Source organism: Streptomyces sp. NPDC059247 (assembly GCF_042754005.1).
GTDB lineage: Bacteria > Actinomycetota > Actinomycetes > Streptomycetales > Streptomycetaceae > Streptomyces.
This window is the reverse complement of the sequence record NZ_JBHYZW010000011.1, coordinates 45,064-67,413: the sequence shown is the minus strand read 5'-3', so window position 1 is coordinate 67,413 and position 22,350 is coordinate 45,064. Positions and strand designations below refer to the sequence as shown.

Annotated in this window: 25 protein-coding genes; 6 read left to right on the top strand and 19 right to left on the bottom strand. The window is 73.3% G+C overall.

Annotation, left to right across the window (positions count from 1 at the left end):
• Positions 1–133: 133 nt before the first annotated feature.
• Complete coding sequence (locus ACFXGN_RS20720) at positions 134–745, bottom strand: response regulator transcription factor (protein ID WP_003948568.1); 612 nt, start codon at positions 743–745, stop codon at positions 134–136.
• Positions 746–1,177: 432 nt separating this feature from the next.
• On the opposite strand from ACFXGN_RS20720, the gene ACFXGN_RS20715 reads away from it, so the two are divergent.
• Complete coding sequence (locus tag ACFXGN_RS20715) at positions 1,178–1,597, top strand: WhiB family transcriptional regulator (RefSeq protein ID WP_384861088.1); 420 nt, start codon at positions 1,178–1,180, stop codon at positions 1,595–1,597.
• 544 nt (positions 1,598–2,141) lie between these two features.
• Here ACFXGN_RS20715 and ACFXGN_RS20710 read toward each other — a convergent pair.
• Positions 2,142–3,035, bottom strand: a complete 894-nt coding sequence (locus ACFXGN_RS20710) for a LysR family transcriptional regulator (protein WP_351795839.1) — start codon at positions 3,033–3,035, stop codon at positions 2,142–2,144.
• Positions 3,036–3,116: 81 nt separating this feature from the next.
• On the opposite strand from ACFXGN_RS20710, the gene ACFXGN_RS20705 reads away from it, so the two are divergent.
• The 3 genes from ACFXGN_RS20705 (at position 3,117) to ACFXGN_RS20695 (ending at position 5,438) form a co-directional block, all read left to right on the top strand.
• On the top strand, positions 3,117–3,791 hold the full coding sequence (locus ACFXGN_RS20705; protein ID WP_384861084.1) for an MOSC domain-containing protein: 675 nt from the start codon (positions 3,117–3,119) through the stop codon (positions 3,789–3,791).
• Between the two features lie 61 nt (positions 3,792–3,852).
• Positions 3,853–4,626 (top strand): SDR family NAD(P)-dependent oxidoreductase, encoded by a 774-nt coding sequence (locus tag ACFXGN_RS20700; RefSeq protein ID WP_384861082.1) that lies wholly within the window; start codon positions 3,853–3,855, stop codon positions 4,624–4,626.
• 113 nt (positions 4,627–4,739) lie between these two features.
• Complete coding sequence (locus tag ACFXGN_RS20695; RefSeq protein WP_384861079.1) at positions 4,740–5,438, top strand: ester cyclase; 699 nt, start codon at positions 4,740–4,742, stop codon at positions 5,436–5,438.
• 104 nt (positions 5,439–5,542) lie between these two features.
• Here ACFXGN_RS20695 and groL read toward each other — a convergent pair whose 3' ends face one another.
• The 4 genes from groL to ACFXGN_RS20675 all read right to left on the bottom strand — a co-directional run bounded on the left by groL (position 5,543) and on the right by ACFXGN_RS20675 (position 9,677).
• Complete coding sequence (gene groL / locus ACFXGN_RS20690; protein ID WP_366439622.1) at positions 5,543–7,168, bottom strand: chaperonin GroEL; 1,626 nt, start codon at positions 7,166–7,168, stop codon at positions 5,543–5,545.
• Positions 7,169–7,267: 99 nt separating this feature from the next.
• A complete protein-coding gene (gene groES, locus ACFXGN_RS20685; RefSeq protein WP_003998759.1) occupies positions 7,268–7,576 on the bottom strand; it encodes a co-chaperone GroES in 309 nt (102 codons plus the stop codon).
• A gap of 203 nt (positions 7,577–7,779) precedes the next feature.
• A complete protein-coding gene (locus ACFXGN_RS20680) occupies positions 7,780–7,986 on the bottom strand; it encodes a hypothetical protein (RefSeq protein ID WP_384861075.1) in 207 nt (68 codons plus the stop codon).
• Positions 7,987–8,756: 770 nt separating this feature from the next.
• Entirely contained in the window at positions 8,757–9,677 is a 921-nt protein-coding gene (locus tag ACFXGN_RS20675; protein ID WP_384861072.1) for a polysaccharide deacetylase family protein, read from the bottom strand.
• Between the two features lie 209 nt (positions 9,678–9,886).
• On the opposite strand from ACFXGN_RS20675, the gene ACFXGN_RS20670 reads away from it, so the two are divergent.
• Positions 9,887–11,071, top strand: coding sequence for an SAM-dependent methyltransferase (locus tag ACFXGN_RS20670; RefSeq protein ID WP_384861069.1), 1,185 nt, complete (start codon positions 9,887–9,889; stop codon positions 11,069–11,071).
• A 114-nt stretch (positions 11,072–11,185) separates the two neighbouring features.
• On the opposite strand, the gene ACFXGN_RS20665 is transcribed toward ACFXGN_RS20670, so the two are convergent.
• From ACFXGN_RS20665 to tsaB, 8 genes are all read right to left on the bottom strand, one after another.
• Positions 11,186–11,809: a hypothetical protein gene (locus ACFXGN_RS20665; protein ID WP_384861067.1), complete on the bottom strand. Its 624-nt coding sequence runs from the start codon at positions 11,807–11,809 to the stop codon at positions 11,186–11,188.
• A gap of 259 nt (positions 11,810–12,068) precedes the next feature.
• Entirely contained in the window at positions 12,069–13,343 is a 1,275-nt protein-coding gene (locus ACFXGN_RS20660; RefSeq protein ID WP_384861064.1) for an RNA polymerase sigma factor, read from the bottom strand.
• A gap of 31 nt (positions 13,344–13,374) precedes the next feature.
• The gene (locus tag ACFXGN_RS20655) at positions 13,375–13,740 is read right to left on the bottom strand and encodes a YciI family protein (protein ID WP_384861061.1); all 366 of its coding nucleotides are present in this window, start codon (positions 13,738–13,740) and stop codon (positions 13,375–13,377) included.
• A 106-nt stretch (positions 13,741–13,846) separates the two neighbouring features.
• Positions 13,847–14,686 carry a polysaccharide deacetylase family protein gene (locus ACFXGN_RS20650; protein WP_384861058.1) on the bottom strand — a complete coding sequence of 280 codons (840 nt, stop codon included), beginning with the start codon at positions 14,684–14,686 and terminating at the stop codon, positions 13,847–13,849.
• Positions 14,687–14,939: 253 nt separating this feature from the next.
• Positions 14,940–15,194 (bottom strand): hypothetical protein, encoded by a 255-nt coding sequence (locus ACFXGN_RS20645; RefSeq protein ID WP_384861055.1) that lies wholly within the window; start codon positions 15,192–15,194, stop codon positions 14,940–14,942.
• Positions 15,191–16,306 carry a tRNA (adenosine(37)-N6)-threonylcarbamoyltransferase complex transferase subunit TsaD gene (gene tsaD, locus ACFXGN_RS20640; protein ID WP_384861052.1) on the bottom strand — a complete coding sequence of 372 codons (1,116 nt, stop codon included), beginning with the start codon at positions 16,304–16,306 and terminating at the stop codon, positions 15,191–15,193. The genes ACFXGN_RS20645 and tsaD overlap by 4 nt, the downstream gene beginning before the upstream one ends.
• Positions 16,296–16,769: a ribosomal protein S18-alanine N-acetyltransferase gene (rimI, locus tag ACFXGN_RS20635; RefSeq protein WP_366439909.1), complete on the bottom strand. Its 474-nt coding sequence runs from the start codon at positions 16,767–16,769 to the stop codon at positions 16,296–16,298. Before rimI ends, tsaD begins: the two co-directional genes overlap by 11 nt.
• Positions 16,770–16,792: 23 nt before the next feature.
• The gene (tsaB, locus tag ACFXGN_RS20630) at positions 16,793–17,449 is read right to left on the bottom strand and encodes a tRNA (adenosine(37)-N6)-threonylcarbamoyltransferase complex dimerization subunit type 1 TsaB (RefSeq protein WP_384861048.1); all 657 of its coding nucleotides are present in this window, start codon (positions 17,447–17,449) and stop codon (positions 16,793–16,795) included.
• 95 nt (positions 17,450–17,544) lie between these two features.
• Here tsaB and ACFXGN_RS20625 point away from each other — a divergent pair, with 95 nt between their 5' ends.
• Entirely contained in the window at positions 17,545–18,111 is a 567-nt protein-coding gene (locus tag ACFXGN_RS20625) for a hypothetical protein (protein WP_384861046.1), read from the top strand.
• 66 nt (positions 18,112–18,177) lie between these two features.
• Here the strand turns inward: ACFXGN_RS20625 and ACFXGN_RS20620 are convergent, their stop codons facing one another.
• The 5 genes from ACFXGN_RS20620 to ACFXGN_RS20600 all read right to left on the bottom strand — a co-directional run bounded on the left by ACFXGN_RS20620 (position 18,178) and on the right by ACFXGN_RS20600 (position 22,348).
• Positions 18,178–18,381, bottom strand: coding sequence for a hypothetical protein (locus ACFXGN_RS20620; protein ID WP_384861043.1), 204 nt, complete (start codon positions 18,379–18,381; stop codon positions 18,178–18,180).
• A 156-nt stretch (positions 18,382–18,537) separates the two neighbouring features.
• A complete protein-coding gene (tsaE, locus tag ACFXGN_RS20615; RefSeq protein WP_384861040.1) occupies positions 18,538–19,038 on the bottom strand; it encodes a tRNA (adenosine(37)-N6)-threonylcarbamoyltransferase complex ATPase subunit type 1 TsaE in 501 nt (166 codons plus the stop codon).
• A 10-nt stretch (positions 19,039–19,048) separates the two neighbouring features.
• Complete coding sequence (locus ACFXGN_RS20610; protein ID WP_384861037.1) at positions 19,049–20,227, bottom strand: alpha/beta fold hydrolase; 1,179 nt, start codon at positions 20,225–20,227, stop codon at positions 19,049–19,051.
• Between the two features lie 10 nt (positions 20,228–20,237).
• A complete protein-coding gene (alr, locus tag ACFXGN_RS20605) occupies positions 20,238–21,386 on the bottom strand; it encodes an alanine racemase (RefSeq protein WP_384861035.1) in 1,149 nt (382 codons plus the stop codon).
• Positions 21,387–21,406: 20 nt separating this feature from the next.
• Positions 21,407–22,348 carry a L,D-transpeptidase family protein gene (locus ACFXGN_RS20600; RefSeq protein WP_384861033.1) on the bottom strand — a complete coding sequence of 314 codons (942 nt, stop codon included), beginning with the start codon at positions 22,346–22,348 and terminating at the stop codon, positions 21,407–21,409.
• Positions 22,349–22,350: the final 2 nt, after the last annotated feature.

The window sequence follows — 22,350 nt, the reverse complement described above, 5'->3', positions numbered from 1 at the left end:
GCTCGATCGACTCGTCCCCGAGGAACTCCACGTCTCAAGGATGCGGCATTCGGCGCGGAAGTGACACAAGCCCGCCCCGTCCACCCCGCGAAGGAACCGGGTGAGGACGGGGACATGGCGGGTGACCTGCGATTCAGCGGACCAGGCCCCAGCGGAATCCGAGGGCTACGGCGTGCGCGCGGTCCGAGGCGCCCAGCTTCTTGAAGAGACGCCGGGCGTGGGTCTTGACGGTGTCCTCGGAGAGGAAGAGCTCGCGTCCGATCTCCGCGTTGGACCGGCCGTGGCTCATGCCTTCGAGGACCTGGATCTCGCGCGCGGTGAGGGTGGGCGCGGCACCCATCTCGGCCGAGCGGAGGCGGCGGGGGGCGAGCCGCCAGGTCGGGTCGGCCAGCGCCTGGGTGACGGTGGCCCGCAGCTCGGCGCGCGAGGCGTCCTTGTGTAGGTATCCGCGGGCGCCCGCGGCGACCGCGAGGGCGACGCCGTCGAGGTCCTCGGCGACCGTGAGCATGATGATGCGGGCGCCGGGGTCCGCGGAGAGCAGCCGTCGGACGGTTTCCACACCGCCCAGTCCGGGCATACGGACGTCCATCAGAATCAGGTCCGAGCGGTCCGCGCCCCAGCGGCGGAGGACTTCCTCGCCGTTGGCCGCGGTGGTCACGCGCTCGACGCCGGGCACGGTCGCGACCGCGCGGCGGAGCGCCTCTCGGGCAAGCGGGGAGTCGTCGCAGACGAGGACGGATGTCATGCCTGACCTCCGCGGCTCTCGCAGCTGTTGCGCGTCACCTTGAGCCTCCAGGGCTGTACGTAATCGTCACCTGTGCGATTGACGCCCTCGGACACCTGCCCGAGCGCTTGTTCCTTCAACCGCCTCCGCACTCTCAACGACGGTCACCCGAAAGAGTTACGGGTTGGACGGCACGCTTCGGCACTCTACGTGAGTGAGCGCGCACAGAGGAGAGCGGCGCGGCCCTTTCGTCCATTGACGCAAGCTATGCACCATTTAGCCGATTTTCTTCCCTTTTCGTAGTGTCTGTGGCTAGATTCGCAATGAGTCATATTTACATCTACTTCGACAGTAGGTGTACAGACTCGGACCTGTCGGGACACGAGGAGCCCGGCCATCGGCCATCCACCCGCCCACCTATCCGTTCGACACGGTTTCAAGGGGACAAGCGCAATGGCAGATTTCTCCCGCCTTCCCGGACCCAACGCCGATCTGTGGGACTGGCAACTCCTCGCGGCCTGCCGCGGGGTCGACAGCTCCCTGTTCTTCCACCCCGAGGGAGAGCGCGGCGCGGCACGGAGTGCGCGTGAGAACTCGGCGAAAGAGGTCTGTATGCGGTGCCCGGTCCGCGCGGAGTGCGCGGCCCACGCACTCGCCGTGCGGGAGCCCTACGGCGTATGGGGCGGCCTCACCGAGGACGAACGCGAAGAACTCATGGGACGCGCGCGCAATCGCCTGGTCACGACGACGGCGTCGTCGGCCGCTCCGGTCGCGCCCGGCGCGTCCGTGACCTCCCTGGCCTCCATGACGACAACGACATCGACGTCGGCACCGGCGTCCGCATCGGGCCGGCCGATCGTGGAGCGTATGTGAAGGAACGTTTCTTCGAACTGGCCGGGCGGCCCTGACCGGGAACGGTCGAGCCACCGGACGCGGAACGGGGAAGCCGAGACAGAGGGAGTACGCGACACGGAGGCCCCGGTACGCGCGCGTACCCGGGCCGAGCGGCGGACGACGGGCGAGGCCCGGCGAGGAGCACAGCCGTACGCGCGCACCCGCGCACCCGAGGCCCAGAGGGCGCGCCGGAGGGCGTCGCCCCGCGGCACGGCCGCACGCGCACCCGAGGACAGGACCGATGCCGATCCTCCGGGCCGAGAGCACGACGCACGCGCGCGTACGCCGGGATCACCGAGGGCGGGGCGGCCCCTTTTACGGACCAGCACGGCCGTACGCGCGCGTGGCCGGGCCCGTACCGCCTGGGCACCACCCCCACGCACGGCACGAAGCGGCCGTACGCGCGCGTGGCAGGGCCCCGGCGCCGAGCGCGTGTGGCCGGGGCGGCGGGTGAGACAGGTGTGGCGGGTCCGCGGGGCCCGGCGTCGTGCGTACGGCGCCGGGGGCCGGGCGGCAGGTCCCGCTAGCCGCGCGTGGCCGCGCGGGTCAGTTCTTCGAGGGTGGCCGCGACGGCCGGGACCTGCGCCAGGTCCGGCAGGGTGAGGGCCACGATCTCCCGCTCCACGGCCGGTTCCACGGTCACGGTCCGCGCCCCCTTGGGGCGTACGGACTCGATGGCCAGCTCCGGCAGGACGGCGACGCCCAGACCGGCGCCGACCAGGCCCACCACCGCCGGGTAGTCGTCGGTGGCGAAGTCGATGCGGGGGGTGAACCCCGCCTCCTCGCAGACGTCGACGAGCTGGCGGCGGCAGCGCGGGCAGCCCGCGATCCACGACTCGTCCGCGAGTTCCGCGATGCCCACGGAACCGGCCCCGGCCAGCCGGTGCCCCTCGGGGACCAGGCCCACGAGCCGGTCCGCGAGGATCGGCCGTACCACCAGGTCGTCCCACTCGGCCTGGCCCGTGCCGTACCGGAAGGCGAGGGCCACGTCGCAGTCGCCCTCCCTGAGCATCTCGACCGAGCGCGGGGGCTCGGCCTCGACCAGCGAGACGCGGGTGCCGGGGTGCGCGGCCCGCAGGGCGGCGAGCGCGGTGGGGACGAGCGTGGAGCTGCCGCTGGGGAAGGAGACCAGCCGGACCCGGCCCGCGCGGAGCCCGGCGATCGCGGCGACCTCCTCCTCGGCGGCGGTGAGCCCGGCGAGGATGCCGGAGGCGTGCCGGACGAGGACCTCGCCCGCCTGGGTGAGGCGCATCTCGCGGGCGGCGCGGATCAGCAGCGGGGTGCCCGCGGAGGCTTCGAGGGCCTTCATCTGCTGGCTCACGGCGGGCTGGGTGCAGCCCAGCTCGCGTGCGGCGGCCGAGAAGGAACCGGTGGCGGCGACAGCGCGCAGGACGCGGAGATGACGGGCCTCGATCATGCATCCAGCATAAGCGACTCTTGGGTGAAGTCGCGAATATTCGCTCACTCCTTTGACATCTGTGCCCGTAGGGTTCCCCGCATGACCTTGCTGAGTGTGAACGTGGGCGGCGCGAAGGCCGTGGACTACACCGACGCCGCCTCCGGCCTGACCGGCATCGACAAGCGGCCCGTCGACGGGCCGGTCCGCGTCGAGGCCCCCGGCGCACCCGGTGTCGGGACCAGCGGGCTCGCCGGGGACACCGTCTGCGACCTGCGGTTCCACGGCGGCAACGACCGGGCCGCCTACGCCTTCGCCCGCGAGGACCTGGACCGCTGGGAGCACGACCTGGGCCGCGAGTTCGCCAACGGCTCCTTCGGCGAGAACCTCACCACCCAGGGTTTGGACGTCAACGGGGCCCTGATCGGGGAGCGGTGGCGGATCGGCGAGGAGGTCGTCCTCGAAGTCACCGGTGGCCGCATCCCCTGCCGTACGTTCGCGGGCTTCCTCCAGGAGAAGGGCTGGGTGCGGCGGTTCACGCTGTCCGGCGCCGGGCCCGGCGCCCTGCTGCGGGTGATCGTGCCGGGCGAGATCCGCGCGGGCGACCCGATCACGGTGGTCCACCGGCCGGACCACGACATCACGGTCGCCCGGCTGCACCGGGCCGCGACCGTCGAACGGACCCTGCTGCCCGGCACGTTGGCCGCCGCCGAGTGGATGGAGTCGGGACTCCTGGCGCTGGCCCGCCAGTACACCGAGAAGTACGCACGCGCGTAGAACGGTCCGGGCGAGCGTCGCGGCCGGGCACGGCCCCCGGAAGGGGCACTACCGTGCCGGTATGACGACTGCACTGATCACAGGCGCCACCGCGGGCATCGGGGCCGCCTTCGCACGGAGACTCGCGGCGGACGGCCATGACGTCGTGCTCGTGGCCCGGGACGTGAAGCGCCTCCGGGAGCAGGCGACCGAACTGCACGACCGGCACGGCGTCGAGGCCGAGGTGCTGGCGGCGGACCTCTCCGAGGAGAAGGGCATCGCCGCCGTCGAGGCGCGCCTCTCCGACCCGAAGCAGCCGGTGGACCTGCTCGTGAACAACGCCGGTTTCGGCAACAGGGGCCGCTTCCTGGAAGTGTCCATGGCCGACGAGCTGAAGATGCTCACGGTGCACTGCGAGGCGGTGCTGCGGCTGACCTCGGCCGCGGCGGCGTCGATGAAGGACCGTCGCAGGGGCGCCGTCGTGAACGTCGCCTCGGTGGCCGCCTTCCTGCCCCGGGGCACGTACGGCGCCTCGAAGGCGTGGGTCGTGCAGTTCACCCAGGGCGCGGCGCGGGACCTGGCGGGCAGCGGGGTCCGGCTGATGGCGCTCTGCCCCGGTTTCGTACGGACGGAGTTCCACGAGCGGGCCGGGATGGGGACGGACAACATCCCGGGCTGGATGTGGCTCGACGCGGACAAGCTGGTGACGGCGGCCCTCGCCGATCTGCAGCGGGGCCGGACGCTGTCGATCCCCGACCCCCGCTACAAGGCCCTGATGGGGGTGGTGAAGCTGGCTCCGCGCGGTCTGCTGGGCGGGGTCTCCTCGAAGGCGGGCCGCAAGTACGGCCCCGAGTGACGCACCCGCCCCGCCCGTTCGCCCCAGGACGCCGAGGTCCGGGCGCTCGCCCCCTGCCGTCTTCCCGGGCCCGGCCTAGACTGGAGAGGGCCGCACCGGGGGCGGGAGGCGTCATGACGTTCACGCAGATCATCGACTTCAGGACCAGCCGGATCGACGATCTGAACCGGCTCGTGGACCGGTGGATCGAGCAGACCGCGGGCAGAAGGACCGCCACCCACAGCGTGCTCGGCGAGGACCGGGCGGACTCCTCGCACCTCGTGGAGATCGTCGAGTTCCCGTCGTACGACGTGGCCATGCGCAATTCGCAACTGCCCGAGACCGAGCGGATCTTCCGGGAGATGGTGGCGCTCTGCGACGGGATGCCCACCTTCACCGACCTCGACGTCGTCCGGGACGAGTCGCTGTACAAGGCGGCTTCCCGGCGGTTCCTGGCGATGGCGGCGGAGGAGCCGGAGCCGGCACGGCTCGACGAGGTGCTGGCCGAGGGCTACCACGGCCACGATCCGGCGAACGGGCAGGACGTCATCGGCATGGACGCCGTCCGGCGCGAGATCGGGCGGTGGCGGGACGGCTTCGACTTCGCGTTCACCGTCGAGGACCAGATCGCGGAGGGCGACCGGGTCTGCACCCGCTGGACCTGGCGGGGCTCGCACGTCGGGGACTTCCTGGGACTCCAGCCCACCGGCATGGACGTGTCGACGACCGGGACGCTCGTCCACCGCTTCCGGGAGGACGGGAAGATCGTGGAGGGCTGGTGGCAGTACGACGCGCTGGGTCTGATGGCACAGCTCGGCGCGGTCGAGGGCTGATCCCCCGGCCGTGATCCGGGGAAGGCCCCCAGGTTCCCGAAACGCCGAGGCCCGGTACTCCCGCGACGGGAGTACCGGGCCTCAGTGGTCAGTCAGGAAGGGCCTCAGTGCGAGTGGCCGTGCCCGCCGTGACCGTGGTCCGCGGGCTCCTCTTCCTTCTTCTCCACCACGAGGGTCTCGGTGGTGAGGAGGAGGGAGGCGATCGAGGCGGCGTTCTCCAGGGCGGAGCGCGTCACCTTCACCGGGTCGATGACACCGGCCTTGACCAGGTCGCCGTACTCGCCGGTGGCGGCGTTGAAGCCCTGGCCCTTGTCGAGCTCGGCGACCTTCGAGGTGATGACGTAACCCTCGAGACCGGCGTTCTCGGCGATCCAGCGCAGCGGCTCGACGGCGGCGCGGCGGACGACCGCGACACCCGTGGCCTCGTCGCCGGTCTTGTCGAGGTTGCCCTCCAGGACCTTCACGGCGTGGACGAGCGCGGAGCCACCACCGGAGACGATGCCCTCCTCGACCGCGGCGCGGGTCGCGGAGATGGCGTCCTCCAGACGGTGCTTCTTCTCCTTCAGCTCCACCTCGGTGGCGGCGCCGACCTTGATCACGCACACGCCGCCGGCCAGCTTCGCGAGGCGCTCCTGGAGCTTCTCGCGGTCCCAGTCGGAGTCCGTGGACTCGATCTCGGCCTTGATCTGGTTGACCCGGCCGCGCACGTCCTCGGAGTTGCCGCCACCCTCGACGATGGTGGTGTCGTCCTTGGTGATGGTGACGCGGCGGGCGGTGCCGAGCACGTCCAGACCGGCCTGGTCGAGCTTGAGGCCGACCTCCTCGGCGATGACGGTGGCACCGGTGAGGGTGGCCATGTCGCCGAGCATCGCCTTGCGGCGGTCGCCGAAGCCGGGGGCCTTGACGGCCACGGCGTTGAAGGTGCCACGGATCTTGTTCACGACCAGGGTCGACAGGGCCTCGCCCTCGACGTCCTCGGCGATGATCAGGAGCGGCTTGCTGGCGCCGGCCTGGATGACCTTCTCCAGGATGGGCAGCAGGTCCTGGATCGAGGAGATCTTGCCCTGGTTGATCAGGATGTACGGGTCGTCGAGGACGGCCTCCATACGCTCCTGGTCGGTCACCATGTACGGGGAGAGGTAGCCCTTGTCGAAGGCCATGCCCTCGGTGAACTCCAGCTCCAGGCCGAAGGTGTTGGACTCCTCGACGGTGATGACACCGTCCTTGCCGACCTTGTCCATGGCCTCGGCGATGAGCTCGCCGACCTGCTGGTCCTGCGCGGAGAGCGCGGCGACGGCGGCGATGTCGGACTTGTCCTCGATCGGGCGCGCGGTCGCGAGCAGCTCGTCGGAGACGGCCTTGACGGCGGCGTCGATGCCCTTCTTCAGGGCGGCCGGGGAGGCACCGGCGGCGACGTTGCGCAGACCCTCGCGGACCAGGGCCTGGGCGAGCACGGTGGCGGTGGTGGTGCCGTCACCCGCGATGTCGTTGGTCTTGGTCGCCACCTCCTTCACCAGCTGGGCGCCGAGGTTCTCGAACGGGTCCTCGATCTCGACCTCACGGGCGATCGTGACACCGTCGTTGGTGATGGTGGGAGCGCCGAACTTCTTGTCGATGACGACGTTGCGGCCACGGGGGCCGATCGTCACCTTCACCGTGTCGGCAAGCTTGTTGACGCCGCGCTCAAGGGCGCGACGGGCGTCCTCGTCGAACTTCAGGATCTTCGCCATGGAGCGGTTCAGCCCTCTCGAAAACTGGTGTGGAACGAACAGCGCCCCGGTGCCCGGTGAGGGCCCGGGGCGCAGCTCAAAGCATCTGCTTCGGGTGAATTACTTCTCGATGATCGCGAGCACGTCGCGAGCCGAGAGGACGAGGTACTCCTCGCCGTTGTACTTCACCTCGGTGCCGCCGTACTTGCTGTACAGCACGATGTCGCCGGTCTTGACGTCGAGCGGCAGGCGCTCGCCGTTCTCGAAACGGCCCGGGCCCACGGCGAGGACGACGCCCTCCTGGGGCTTCTCCTTCGCGGTGTCCGGAATGACCAGGCCAGAGGCGGTGGTCTGTTCGGCGTCGAGCGGCTGGACCACAATGCGGTCCTCGAGCGGCTTGATGGCAACCTTGGAGCTGGTGGTCGTCACGATCCGACCTCCCCCTTCGGAGATCTCGGGGTTAACTGTCTGAGGTGGCGACCAGGTGGATCCGTCGTCGCGGGTGCCGGACCTGCCCGTCGCTGTGTTGGCACTCTCCGGTGGGGAGTGCCAGAGCCGAGACTATGACCGCGATTAGCACTCGGTCAAGCGGAGTGCCAATTACTCACCCCGTGGCGGGTCCGGTCCGGGCTTCAGCGGACCTCGGCGACCCCCGTGGACCGGACGGCTCCGGCGGACGGGACGGCGGGGGAGACCGGTGTAGGGACGGCCGATACGGGGGCGGCGGGGGCGGGAACGGTTGGTGCGGGGGCCTTGGACGGGCGGGCCCCGGCGGCGGGCGCGTGCCGGGGGCCCATGCGTTCGGCGGCCTTGCGGCCGAGGCGTTCGATCGAGTCCACGGTGGAGGCGCAGCCGGTCAGCGCGAGGAGCGCGGCGGCGAGCAGCAGCCCGGCGAGCGGCCGTGCGGCCCCGCCCCGGCCCGACGGGCGACCGGGGCCGGTTTCCCGGACGGGGCCGGTTCCCCGAGCCGCGACGGTTCCCCGGGCGGCGACGGCGGTCCCGGGCGAAGGCGTACGGGAACGGCGTCCGGGGAGGGTCCCGAGAAGGGACCTTGGCGCGGAACCGGGGGCGGGCCCCGGTGTGGTGCCGGGGAGAGCCCCGGGGGCGGACCCCGACCCGGTCCCAGGGAGAGCCCCGAGCACGGACTCCGGCCCGGTCTCGGGGAGGGACCCGGGTGCGGACTCCGACCCGGCCCCGGAGACGGACCCCAGCCTGGACCCCGACCCGACCCCGGAGAAAGCCCTGAGGACGGACCCCGACCCGGTCCCGGAGACGGACCCCGGCGTGGCCCCGGGGGCGGGCTCCGACCCGACCCCGGAGAAAGCCCCGGGGGCAGACCCCGGCCCGGCCCCGGGGACGGACCCGTAGGGGAACCCCGGCCCGGTCCGGGGGACGGACCGCCCGGTCCGGGGGACGGACCCGGAGACGGGCCCCGGTGCGGACGCACGGGCAGATCCCGGCGCGGACCCCAGCGCGGACGCACGGGCAGACCCCGCCTCGGACCCCGGCTCGGACCCCGATACGGACCCCGAGACGGACCCCGGTGCGAGCCCGGAGGGCGTCCCGTTCCCGCGTTCGGGGTCGCGCGCGGAAGGGCGGCGGCGGTGCGTCACACGTAGTCCTCGAGCTTGGCGACGGCGAAGCCCTTCGCCGTGATCACGTTCATCACCTGGCGGATCATGTCCGGCATGGTGCCCTTCCAGTCCTCCTTGCCCCGGAAGTGGGTGAGCACGATGTCGCCGGAGTGCAGGTCCCGGTCCCACTCGCGCCACTCCATGTGGTCGGGGAACGCCTCGGCGGCCCAGAGCGGCACCGCCTTGACGCCGCAGGTGGCGGCCGCGCGCAGGGTGTCCTCGTTGTAGTTGCCGTACGGCGGGCGGAAGAGCGGCGGGCGCTTGCCGAAGCGCTTCTCGATGACGTCCTGCATCCCGCAGATCTCGCGCTTCTGCTCGCTGTACGAGAGTCCGGGCAGATAGCGGTGGTTGAGGGTGTGGTTGTGCAGGGAGACCCCGCCCTCCTGCGACTTCTGCATCCGGCTGAAGTAGCCGTAGTCCTCGCTGACGACGTAGTCGCTGAGGAAGGCGCTGTAGGGGATGCGCAGCTCGCTCATCATCCGCAGCAGCTCGGGGTCCTTCTCCGAGCCGTCGTCGATCGTCAGGAAGACGACCTTCTGTTTGGTGGGCACGGTGGTGAAGACCGGGGGAAGGCCCTCGCCGTCGGTCTCGAAGCCCTTGCGGGTGGTGATCCTCGGCTTGACGGCGGGCGGGGCGGGCGCGTCCAGCGGGGTACGGGCGAGGCCCCATTTCCTGGCGGCGGCGACCCGGGCCGCCCGCTGGTCGCGGACCTTCTCGACGTACGAGTCGAGCGCACCGGCCGCGCCCCGCCCCTGGGCCTGCTGTCCGGCGGCGGGGGCGGGGGCGCCACCGGCCGGCCCGGTGCCGCCGGAACAGGCCGTGGCGGCGGAGGCGAGGGCGGCGACGACGAGCGCGGCCCCGAACGCCCGAGCGGAACGGTGCACACCTTTTGCCATCATCTGGTCCTTTTGTCGTATGAGTACTGTGGCGCCGCATCCTGTCAGCGCGGACACCCGTACGAAGCCCACGACACCGCCGTACCACCGCCGCCGTCCCCCGGGCGGCCGTCACTCCGTCCCCCGGGCGGCCCACCTCCCCACGGGCCGCCGGACCCCCGCGCGCGCGGGGCCGCCCCGGGCCACCGGCCGACCGGCCAGGGCCCACAATGGGACGGGTGACCGATCTCGCCTCCTTCGCCCCGCTGCTCGGCCCCGAGGGCCAGACCCTGCTCGCCGCCCTGCGCGACCACGACCCGGCCCAGGAGCTGGCGGTGGTCTCCCGGCTGCGCCGCGACCATCCCGCCGAGCTGGTCACCGCGGCCGTCGCCCAGGCGCGGCTGCGGCAGCGGGCGGTGGCGAAGTTCGGCGCGGAGGACGCGTACCGGATGTACTTCACCCCCCACGGCGTCGAGCAGTCGACGCGCGCGTCGGTCGGCGCCCACCGGGCGGCCCGGCTGAAGGCGCTGGGCGTCCGCAGCGTCGCGGACCTCTGCTCGGGGATCGGCGGCGACGCCGTCGCCCTCGCCCGCACCGGGATCTCCGTGCTGGCCGTCGACCGCGACCCGCTGACCGCCGCGGCGGCCCGTGCCAACGCCGACGCGCTCGGCCTCGCGGAGCTGATCGAGGTGCGCTGCGCGGACGTCGCCGACATCGACACCGGCCCGTACGACGCCGTCTTCGTGGACCCCGCGCGCCGGGGCGGACGCGGCCGGATCTTCGACCCGGAGTCCTACTCCCCGCCGCTCTCCTGGGCCGTCGAGGCGGCCCGCAGGGCCCCGCACGCGGCCCTGAAGGTGGCTCCCGGCATTCCGCACGAGGCGGTTCCCGAGGACGCCGAGGCCGAGTGGATCTCCGACGGCGGGGACGTCAAGGAGGCCGTGATCTGGTTCGGCACCTCGCCCGGCGCCCGGCGCGCCACCCTGCTGCCCTCCGGAGCCGCGCTGACCGGCCGGGGCCTGCCCGACCCGGCGGTCCGTCCGGTCGGCCGCTATCTGTACGAGCCGGACGGCGCCGTCATCCGCGCGCACCTGGTCGCGGAGTTCGCCGAGGAGGTGGGCGGCGGTCTGGTCGACGCGACGATCGCCTATGTGACGGCCGACGCGCTCGTGCCGACGCCGTACGCCGCCGCGTACGAGATCACCGACGAACTCCCCTTCAACCTGAAGAAGCTGAAGGCCCTGCTGCGGGAGCGGGAGGTCGGCGTCCTGACGGTGAAGAAGCGCGGTTCGGCCGTGGAACCCGAGGAGATCCGCCGCAAGGTGAAGCCGAAGGGCCCGAACGCGGCGACGGTCCTGCTCACCCGGGTCGCGGGCGCCCCGACGATGCTGATCGGGCAGCCGGTCAAGGGCTGAGGGACGGCCCACCGCCGCCGGACCGGCGACACCCTGCCCAGGGGCCCCGGGAGGGCGCCGAACCCCGTCGGGGAGCGTGCGGTACGCCGGACCCGGCGGGCCCGCACCGCCCGGTCAGGTCCTGCGGGGCGTCAAGCGGACCGCGAGGCGGTAGTGGCCGACGGCCTTCACCAGGCCGGTCAGACCGGTGACCCAGAGGATCAGGGCGGCCCCCATGCCGTAGACGACCAGGCCGTAACCGTCGTCGCGGCTCGCGCCCGCCGGGACCGCGAAGCCCGCCCAGAGGCCGAGGCCGCACAGCGCGAAGGACAGCAGGAACCAGCAGGCGCCGAGGACGGGGGCGCGCAGCCGGGCGTCCGTCGGACCGTGCCGGTCGAGGGCCGCCCACCGCGCGAGGCGCTCCCGGACGATCCGGTCCCGGCGCAGGGCGCGGACCGTCAGCCACACCGCGGGGACGAGCACCCCGATGCCGAGCAGCGCGCTGAAGAGCGCGAGGAGCATCGTGATCGGGTCGGGCGCCGGACGGCCCAGGGCGATGACCAGGAATCCGACCAGTGACCAGCCCAGTTCGAGCAGGAGCAGGCGGAGCAGGAACAGCGCGAGCGGTCCGCCGCCGAGCAGCCGCCCGCCCAGTTCGTCCAGCGCCAGCGCCCGGTCGGCGAGCCGCGCGTCCCGGTCGGGCCAGCTCTGGAGCTCGGCGGGCGGGGGCGGCGGCGGAAGCGGGGGGCGCGGGGACATGCCGAGCACCCTAAGGGTCCCCCGACCCGCCCCCGCAGGGCCCCCGTCCGCCGCTCCGGGGCATCCCCGTCCCGACAGGTCCCGGCCCCGGACCGGGACCCGTTCCCGCTCCTGGCGGTCCCGGAGACCCAGACCAGGCACACGCGGTCCCGAAGACCCACACCAGGCACGCGGCCCCGAAGACCCTGACCCGACACACGCGGTCCCGAAGACCCACACCAGGCACGCGGTCCCGGAGGCCCGCACCCGCCCCCCGTCCTCACCCCCCGGCGGTCCCCTGATTCCCGGCCCTCTCCCGCAGCAGGGTCCGCTCGCTCTCGTTGCGGGTGAGGTCGGCCGCCCGGGCGAACTCGGCGCGGGCCTCCGCCGTCCGGCCGAGCCTGGCGAGCAGGTCGCCCCGGACGCTCGGGAGCAGGTGGTAGCGGGCCAGGGCCGGTTCGGCGGCGAGGGCGTCGACGAGCGGGAGGGCCTCCGCCGGGCCCCGGGCCATCGACACGGCGACCGCCCGGTTCAGCTCGACGACCGGGGAGGGCGCGAGGACGCCCAGCCTCCCGTAGAGCGCGGCGATGGTCTCCCAGTCGGTCTCCCCGTACGACGCGGCCCGCGCGTGACAGGCGGCGATCGCGGCCTGGAGGGCGTACGGCCCGTAGGAGCGCCCGTCCCCGGCCCGCTCCAGGGCCGTGTACCCCCGCAGGACCATCAGCCGGTTCCAGCGCCGCCGGTCCTGCGCGGCGAGCAGCACCGGCCGGCCGTCGGGCCCGGTCCTGGCGGCCGTCCGGGAGGCCTGGAACTCCAGGAGGGCGGCCAGCCCCTGCGCCTCGGGCTCGTGGGGCGCGAGGGCCCCGAGGACCCGGGCGAGCCGCAGCGCGTCCTCGCAGAGTCCGGGCCGCAGCAGGTCGTCGCCCGCGGTCGCCGCGTACCCCTCGTTGAAGATCAGGTAGATCACTTCGAGGACGGAGCCGAGGCGGGCCGCCCGGTCCTCCCCGTACGGCACCGCGAACTCCACGCCCGCCTTCGCCAGGGCCCGCTTCGCCCGGGTGATCCGCGCGGCGACGGTCGGCTCGGGGACGAGGAAGGCGCGGGCGATCTCGTCCGTGCGGAGCCCGCCGACGAGCCGCAGGGTCAGCGCGGCGCGCGCCTCGGCCGAGAGCACCGGATGGCAGGTGGTGAAGATCAGCCGCAGCACGTCGTCGTCGATGTCGCCGGGGCCCGCGGGCTCGGGGTCGTACGACTCCTCCGTGAGGGTCCGGCCCACCTCGGCGAGCTTGCGGGCGTACGTCTCGCGGCGCCGGACGAGGTCCACGGCGCGGTGCTTCGCGGTGGCCGTCAGCCAGGCACCGGGCCGGTCGGGAACCCCGGTCTCCGGCCACTGTTCGAGGGCGGCGACAAGGGCGTCCTGCGCGATCTCCTCGGCGATGCCGACGTCCCGGACGATCCGCGCCGCCGTGGCGACGATCCTCGGGGACTCCATCCGGAAGACCGTGTCGAGCGTGCTCTCCACCGAGGCGGTGCCGTGTGCCGTCACGTCTCCCATGACAGCACACGGCACCGACAGCGGCCCGGGGTCAGGCCACCGGTGCCTCCTCGACCTCGCGGACCTCCAGGCCCACGGTCCAGTGCGGCGGGTGGACCGCCAGGAAGCGGCGGGCCCACTCCATGGCCTCGGCCCTGTCCTTGCACTGGAGCAGCGCGTAGCCCCCGACGACCTCCTTGGTCTCCGTGAAGGGCCCGTCCGTGACGGAGACCTTCCCGTCCGACCAGGTCAGCCGGGAAGCCTCGGCGGTCGGCTTGAGGCCCGCGGTGTCGAGCATGACGCCCGCCTTGGTGATCTCCTCGAAGAGCGCGCCCATGCGTGCCTCGAAGCCGGGGTCGGCGTCCGCCATGTCGATGGTGTTCTCCTGGATGCGGACCAGGGACAGGTAGCGGGGCATGGTGACTCCTCGTGGTGCGGTGGCGGGGCCGTTCCCCGCCTCTCACTCATACGTCGAACGGGCCGCGCCCGCATCGACAGCCGCCCGCGAGGAGTTCCAGGAATTCTCAGACGTAGTCCTCCAGGCGCGCCACGGTGAATCCCTGCTCCTGGACGCGGCGCAGCATCGTCGCCGTCATCTCGGTCATCGTGCGGCCCTTGAGCTCGGACGGGCCCCGGAAGTGGGCGAGGACGATGTCGCCGGGGTGCAGCTTCCGGTCGCCGCGCTGGTACTGCATGTTCGTGATCTGCATGGACTCGCGCCAGAGCACGATCGCGTCGATGCCGCACTGCCCGGCGGCGGTGCGGGTGGCCTCGTTCCAGTTGCCGTACGGCGGGCGGAAGAGGCGCGGGGCCGTGCCGTAGCGCCGGGTCAGTTTCGTCTGCTGGCCGCAGATCTCCCGGCGCTGCGCCTCCGGGGAGAGGGTGCGCAGGTTGGGGTGGGTGAGGGTGTGGTTGGCGAGACCGTGGCCCTGGGCGACGAGCGGCTGGAAGTACGCGTAGTCGTTCCGGATCGCCGCGTCGGTGAGGAACATCGTGAACGGGACCTCGAGCTCCTTCATCATCGTCACGAAGGCGGGGTCCTTCTCCGCGCCGTCGTCGACGGTGATGAAGACGATCTTGTCCTTGGTGGGGATGTCGCTGATCACGGGCACCGGGCCGCCGGGGGCGCGTCGTACCGGCTTGACGGCGGGCGGGGCGGGCGCGGGCGCGAGGGGTTCGAGCCCCCACTTGCGGTACGCGGCGGCGGTGGCGGCGGCCGGGTCCTCGGGGGCGCCGGTGGTGGGCGTGGCGGTGGGCGCGGAGGACCGCGTCGGGGCGGGACCGGCGGGACGTTCCGCCGTGCAGCCGGTCACCAGGAGGGTGGCGGCGGTCAGGGCCGCCCAGAGCGCGATCGTCTTCTTCACGCGGTGTGGGATGCCCACCACGGTCGAAAGGTTGCTCGACCATCGGCCGTGTGGCCGATTCGACGTTCGCCGCGCGGACGGTCACCACCGGGCCGCGACGTTCACCGTGCGGACGGTCACCACCGGGCCGCGATGTCCGTCCTGACGGTCACCGCCGGGCCTCACCCGTCCGCCGGGACGGGTCACCACGGGGCTCCCCGGGCCGGAGGGTCGCCGTCCGGCTCCACCCGGCCGCTCGACGGCTCCCGGTCGACTAGTCGACCGCCTCGAACCGCCAGCGGTGCACCGGCCGGGTGATGAGGGAGGCGTCCGGCTCGGGGAGTTCCGGGAGCTCCGCGTCCAGCGAGTCCGCGTCCCACCAGGTGAGCACGAGGACCCGGTCCTGCGGGGCGCGGAACATCTCGCGGCGGCGCGGCTCGTGCGCCAGGACCTGGGCCCTGGCCCATTCGAGCAGCTCCGGGCCGTGCCCCCGCGCGGCCCGCGCCTCCCACATGAGGGTGAGCCTCATGAGTACAGGTTCTCCTTGCTGACCTCGTGCACGTGATCGTGGTCGTGGGAGTGGCCGTGCGCGTGGGCGCCCGGCACGTGCGGGTCGGTCACCGGCAGCGAGGAGTCCGCCGACAGCTCCAGGTCGGAGGGCGTCCGGTTGCGGGCGACCATCTCGGAGCCGAGGGCGGCGACCATCGCGCCGTTGTCCGTGCACAGACCGGGCCGGGGCACCCGCAGCCGGATGCCGGCGCGCTCGCAGCGCTCCTGGGCGAGGGCCCGGAGCCGCGAGTTCGCGGCGACCCCGCCGCCGATCATCAGATGGTCCACGCCCTCGTCCTTGCAGGCGCGGACGGCCTTGCGGGTGAGGACGTCGACCACCGCCTCCTGGAAGGACGCGGCCACGTCCCGTACCGGCACCTCCTCGCCCGCCGCGCGCTTGGCCTCGATCCAGCGGGCGACGGCCGTCTTGAGGCCGGAGAAGGAGAAGTCGTACGCCGGGTCCTTGGCGGTGCTCAGACCTCGCGGGAAGGCGATGGCGGCGGGGTCGCCCTCCCTGGCGAGCCGGTCGATGACCGGTCCGCCGGGGAAGCCGAGGTCCAGGACCCGGGCGATCTTGTCGAAGGCCTCGCCCGCCGCGTCGTCGATGGTGGCGCCCAGCGGTCGCACGTCGGAGGTGATGTCGCTGGAGAGCAGCAGCGAGGAGTGCCCGCCGGAGACCAGCAGGGCCATCGTCGGCTCGGGCAGCCTGCCGTGCTCCAGCTGGTCGACGCAGATGTGCGAGGCGAGGTGGTTGACGCCGTAGAGCGGCTTGCCGAGGGCGTACGCGTACGCCTTGGCCGCCGAGACGCCGACGAGCAGCGCGCCCGCGAGGCCGGGGCCCGCGGTGACGGCGATGCCGTCGAGGTCCTTCGGGGAGACGCCCGCCGTCCGCAGGGCGCGCTCGATCGTCGGGACCATCGCCTCCAGATGGGCGCGGGAGGCGATCTCGGGCACGACGCCGCCGAAGCGGGCGTGGGTGTCGACGCTGGACGCGACGGCGTCCGCGAGGAGCGTGGTCCCGTGGACGATGCCGACGCCGGTCTCGTCGCAGGAGGTCTCGATGCCGAGTACGAGCGGTTCGTCAGCAGCCATCAGAATCAGTCTCAGTTCCTTGAACGGTCAGTCGCATCACGAGCGCGTCCACGTTTCCGGGCTGGTAGTAGCCGCGCCGGAATCCGATGGGCTCGAAGCCGAAGCGCTGGTAGAGCTTCTGGGCCCGGACGTTGTCCACCCGCACTTCGAGGAGGACCTCGTCGCACTCGAAGGCGGTGGCGTGCTGGAGCAGATCGGTGAGGAGCCGGGCGCCGAGCCCGCTCCCCCACTGGTCGCGGGCGACGGCGATGGTCTGCACATCGCCGAGGCCACCGGCGGCGGCGAGCCCCGCGTAGCCGACGAGACGGCCGTCGGCCGGGTCCTCCGCGACGACGTAGCGGCGGGTGGCGCCCGGTCCTCTGGCGTGCGCCAGCTCCGACCAGAACATGCCCTCCGACCAGGCGTCCTCGGGGAACAGCTCGTCCTCCAGGACGAGCACCGGGGCGATGTCCCACCAGCGCATCTCGCGCAGGTCAGCGACGCCGGTCACGTGGGGGTGACCACCTTGTAGTTCTTGGGCACCTGCGCGTCGGGGCGGCGCAGGTACATCGGCAGCGGGTCGAGGAAACCGTCCCCGCCCGCCGCGAGCCGCTCCGCCGCGAGGGAGACGAGCGCGGCGGCCGACTGGTGCTCCGGGTCGCGGGCGTCGGGGAAGGCCTCGGGGTAGAGGCGGGCGCCCGCGCCGACGACGGGGAGCCCGGCGAGGCGCTCGGCGATCTCGGCGGGCCGGTCGACGGCCGCGTCGGTGACCCGGGTGCGGTGGTCCTCGTACCGCGCCCAGTAGACCTCCTTGCGGCGCGCGTCCGTGGCGACCGCGAAGGGGCCTTCGAGCCCGGAGGCGTACGCGAGGCCGTCGAGGGTGCACAGGCCGTGGACGGGCACGCCGAGCGCGGAGGCGAACGCGGCGGCCGTGACGAGGCCGACCCGGAGCCCGGTGTACGGCCCCGGTCCGACGCCGACGACGAGGCCGGTGACCGCGTCGAGCTTCAGCCCGGCGTCCTTGAGGACCCGGTCGACGGTGGGCAGCAGCAGTTCCCCGTGGCGACGGGCGTCGACCTGCTCCGAAGAGGCGACGACGCCCTCCCCGTCGTGGAGGGCGACGGTGACGGCGGGGGTGGCGGTATCCATGGCGAGCAACAGCACGCGAACAGCCTACGGCTCCCGGGCACGGTGCCCCGCCCCGCGCTCCCCCGGCTGCTACCGTCACCCTCGATACGTTCGTACGAGAGGTGGGCACGGTGGCACGGAGCAGCTCGGGATTCGTGGCCGGGCTCACGGCCGCGGCCGTCGTCGCGGTCTGCTTCCTCGCCTACCAGGCGTCGGCGACCGCCCCCGCCGATGTGTCGGCGGCGCCCCGGGCGACCGGCCCGGCCAAGCCGTCGGCCACGTCGAGCGGCGGCCCGAAGCGCCCTTCGGGGAACTCGCTGGCCGTCCCCGCGGAGTCCGGCACCGGGGAGCGCGTGGTGTACGCGCTCGGCGACCGCCGGGTGTGGCTGGTCGACGAGAAGGGCAAGGCGTCCCGGACGTTCACGGTGATGCCGAGCACCGTGGACCCGCTGCCCGGCACCTACAGCGTGACGTCCCGCTCGAACTCGGTGCCCGGTTCGGACGGGGTACGGATCGAGCACGTGGTGCGGTTCGCGACGGTGCAGAACGTGACGGTCGGCTTCAGCGCGGCGGTCGACGGCTCGACCCCGTCCCCCGACCCGTCGAAGAAGACCGGCGGCATCCGGATGCAGCGGGTCGACGGGGACGCGCTGTGGGCGTTCGCGGCGGTCGGCTCGAAGATCGTCGTCGTCGCGTAGACCGGCCGTCGGCTTCCCACTCCCAGGGGTTCCGCCCCCGGGGTGGCGGGAAGGTGACGACAGGTCCTAGGCGGCTCTCCCCCGCACGACCGGTTCCGGGTCCTCGCCGTGTCCTTCCCGCTCCGCCGTCGCGGGGCGGGAGGGCCGGTGGTCGGCCTCCGGCGGGGTCGAGAGCACGCGGGCAGCCGCGCAGGACGCCAGCAGCACGCTCATCGGGACGTGGTTCGGGACGTGCTCGAGGGCGGATTCCGCGCGCTTCGGCGTCGCCATACATGCCTCCCGTAGGTTAGGTACACCTAACCATCTCGTGCATCCATGTGACCACGGCACACACGGCCCACGCAACACCTTCCCGACACGTTGTCGGAATCTACGGACGCGGACGCCCCGGGCGGCGGCCCCGGCCGCCGTTCCCGGACCCCTCGGTCAGAGCGCGTCCAGCTCCCCGCCGGACCAGCGCGCGCCGATCCCGCGCAGTTCGACCGTGCGCCGGTCGTCGTCCGTGTCGCCGGTGACCCGGTGGATCAGCAGGTGCAGCCGGTCGTCGGTCAGCTCCTCGACCTTGCCGTCGCCCCACTCGACCACCACCACCGACTCGGGCAGCGAGACGTCGAGGTCGAGGTCCTCCATCTCGTCCAGACCGCCGCCGAGCCGGTACGCGTCGACGTGCACCAGGGCCGGTCCGCCGACCAGCGACGGATGGACCCGGGCGATGACGAAGGTCGGCGAGGTCACGGCACCGCGCACCCCGAGGCCCTCGCCGAGGCCCCGGGTCAGGGTGGTCTTCCCAGCGCCCAGCTCACCGGTGAGCATGACGAGGTCGCCGGGGCGGAGGATCTTCGCGAGGCGGCGGCCGAGGTCCAGCATCCGCTCGGGGGAGTCGACGGAGAGGGTGGCGCCGGAGACGGGCGGGTGCGCTGCTTCCATACCCGCCAACCTAACGCGTGCCGGGGTCCGTCCCGACCGCCGCCGCCCCGGGAGCGGCCCCGGCCCGTACCAGCAGGTCCGCGAGCCGGTCGGTGACCGCCTCCGGGTGCTCCAGCATCACCAGGTGCCCCCCGTCCGGGACGATCACCAGCTCGGCGCCGGGCAGCACGGCGGCGATGGCCTCGGTGTGGGAGCTGGGCGTCACCAGGTCGTGGTCGCCCGCGAGCGCCAGCACCGGGACCTCCGCCAGCACGGAGAGCGCGGCGGCCCGGTCGTGCTCGGCGAAGGCCGGGTAGAAGGAGGCGACCACGTCGATCGGGGTCGACTCGATCATCCGCTCGGCGAACCGGACCACCGCCGGGTCCACGTCCTTCGACGCGAACGAGTACTTCTTGATCAGCCCCGCGAACAGGTCCGCGGTCGCCCGGCGGCCCCGCTCGACCAGCTCCGTCTGGGAGCCGAGGGCCCGCAGCACCCCGGGCAGGACCCGGCGCACCGCGTTGACCCCGGCGATCGGCAGCCCGTACGACACCTCGCCGAGCTTCCCGGCCGAGGTCCCGACGAAGGCGACCCCGGCGACCCGGTCGCGGATCAGCTCCGGGTACCGCTCGGCGAGCGCCATCACCGTCATCCCGCCCATCGAGTGCCCCACCAGCACCAGCGGCCCCTCGGGCGCGGCGGCGTCCAGGACGGCCCTGAGGTCGCGGCCCAGTTGGTCGATGGTGACGGGCACCCCGTCGGGCCCGCCCTGGGAGACGCCGTGCCCGGAACGGCCGTGACCGCGCTGGTCCCAGTGGACGGTGCGGACGAGCCCGCGCAGCGCGGCCCGCTGGAAGTGCCAGGAGTCCTGGTTGAGGCAGTAGCCGTGGCTGAAGACCACGGTGACGGGCGCGGGCTCCCGGCGCCCGAAGAGCCGTCTGCGGCGGGCCGGCTCGGCGCCGTCCGCGACCTCGTCGACCTCGTAGTACAGAACGGTCGAGTCGTCGGCGAGCGCCCGGCCGGGAGTCCCCCGCAGCCCCCCGTACGGCCCGGCGGCGTCCAGGGCGAGCCGGGCCTTCTGCCGTACGGAACGCCCCACGGTGAGCCGCTCGACGGCCACCCCCGCGGCGGCGCCCGCCGCGAGCACGCCTATCGCGGCCCCGGCGAATCCGGCGCGCCGCCAGTGACCGGTGCTCCTCGACTCGCCCACGGGGCCCCCTCTATCCGCCCAGGTAGACGCGCGGGACGCGCGCCCCGATCCGGGTGACGATCTCGTACGCGATGGTGTCGGCGGCCACCGCCCAGTCCTCGGCGGTCGGCTCGCCGCCGTCGCCGGGCCCGAAGAGGACGGCCTCGGCGCCCGGTGCGGGCGTGTCCCCGTCGAGGTCCACGACGAACTGGTCCATGGCGATCCGCCCGGCGACCGTGCGGCGGCGGCCGTCGACGAGGACCGGGCCCCGGCCGGAGGCGTTCCGGGGGACGCCGTCGGCGTAGCCCACCGGGACCAGGCCGAGGGTCGTCCCGGTGCCGGTGACGTAGTGGTGGCCGTAGCTGACGCCGTGTCCGGCCGGGACCCGCTTCACCAGGGCGACGCTCGCCTTGAGCGACATCACGGGCCGCAGGCCGAAGTCGGCGGAGGTGCCCAGCTCGGGGCTGGGCGAGATGCCGTACACGGCGATGCCGGTCCGGACCAGGTCGAAGTGGGCCTCGGGGAGCGTGAGGGTGGCGGGCGAGTTGGCGATGTGCCGGACCTCGGGCCGCACCCCCGCCTTCTCGGCGTGGTCGAGCATCTCGCGGAAGACGTCGAGCTGTCCGGCGATCGAGGGGTGGTGGGGCTCGTCCGCGCAGGCGAGGTGCGACCAGAGGCCGGTGATCCTCACCAGGCCCTCGGCCTCCGCCTCACGTGCCGCGCCGACCAGTTCGGGCCAGTCGGCGGGCTGGCAGCCGTTGCGCCCGAGACCGGTGTCGGCCTTGAGCTGGATCCTGGCCGTCCCGCCGGTCCTGCGGGCCGCCGCGACGACCTCCTCCAGGGCCCACAGGCCGCTCACCGCCATGTCGAGACCGGCCTCGATGCCCTGGTCCCAGGGGTCGCCGGGGGTCCAGAGCCAGCACATGACCGGGACGTCCGTGATCCCCGCCGCCCGCAGCGCGAGCGCCTCCTGCGGAGTGGCCGTGCCGAGCCAGTCGGCGCCCGCCTCCAGGGCGGCGCGGGCACAGCGCACCGCGCCGTGTCCGTACGCGTCGGCCTTGACCACGGCCATGATCCGGACGTGGGGGGCGACGCGGGCGCGCAGCGTGCGGACGTTCGCACGCAGCGCGCCGAGGTCGATCTCGGCGCGGGCTCTGCGGGGCGGTGGTGTCTCAGTCATCGCGCCCAGTCTCTCAGGTGTCAGCCACCGGGCCGCTTTCCCCAGATGTAGACCCGGTCACCCTTGCGCAGCACGTCCCAGAGTTTCCCGGCGTCGCGGTAGGAGAGATTGACGCAGCCACGGCTTCCGGCGGGCGTGGCGAGCTGCCCGTAGACGGCGTGGAAGGCCTGGCCGCCGCTGAAGAACTGGGAGTACGGCATGGGGGTGTCGTAGATGGAGGACCAGTGGTCCTTGTGGCGCCAGTAGACGGAGTGCCAGCCGGTGCGGGTGGCGTATCCGGGGCGCCCGGTCCGCACGTTGACGACGGGGAAGGTGACCTTCTTGTCCTTCCGGACCCACATGAGCTGCCGGTCGAGGTCCACGCAGGCCACGGCGTACTTCTTCACCGGGCAGCGGCGGCCGGGGTCCAGGCTCCCGCGGGCGGCGAGGAGTTCGGCGCGGGCCCAGGTGACGGGGCCCGCGTACCCGTTGGCGGGCTTGATCCGCTCCTTGGTCTGGAAGGCGCGGACCGCCCGGCAGTCGGCGGCGGACTGCTTCCCGTCGACCCGCAGTCCGAGCAGCCGTTCGACCTGACGCTGGTACGGGCCCGTCGAGGCGGTGCAGGAGGCGACGAGGGCGCTCCTCGGCAGGTACTCGACCGATTCGTCCACCTCGCGCTCCGGCGCGGGCACCGGCACCTCGGCCCCCGGCTGGAGCGGCGGCAGGACCTGGTCCGGGGTGTCCATGGGGTACTCGGGCCGCCCCGCCCCTGGAACCCCCGGCACGAGCGGCTCGGGCTCCCCGGCGGGGGCGGGCGCCGGGTCGGCGATGGAGGGGGCCGCCGGGGCGGGAGGGGCAGCGGGGGCCGCCGGGGCGGGCACGGGCTCCGGCTCCGTGGCGTCGGCGAAGGCCCCGGTCCCGGGCAGGAGCAGGGCGACGAGCAGCAACGGCAACGGCGAGAGACGCCTTCTCCAACTGGTCACCC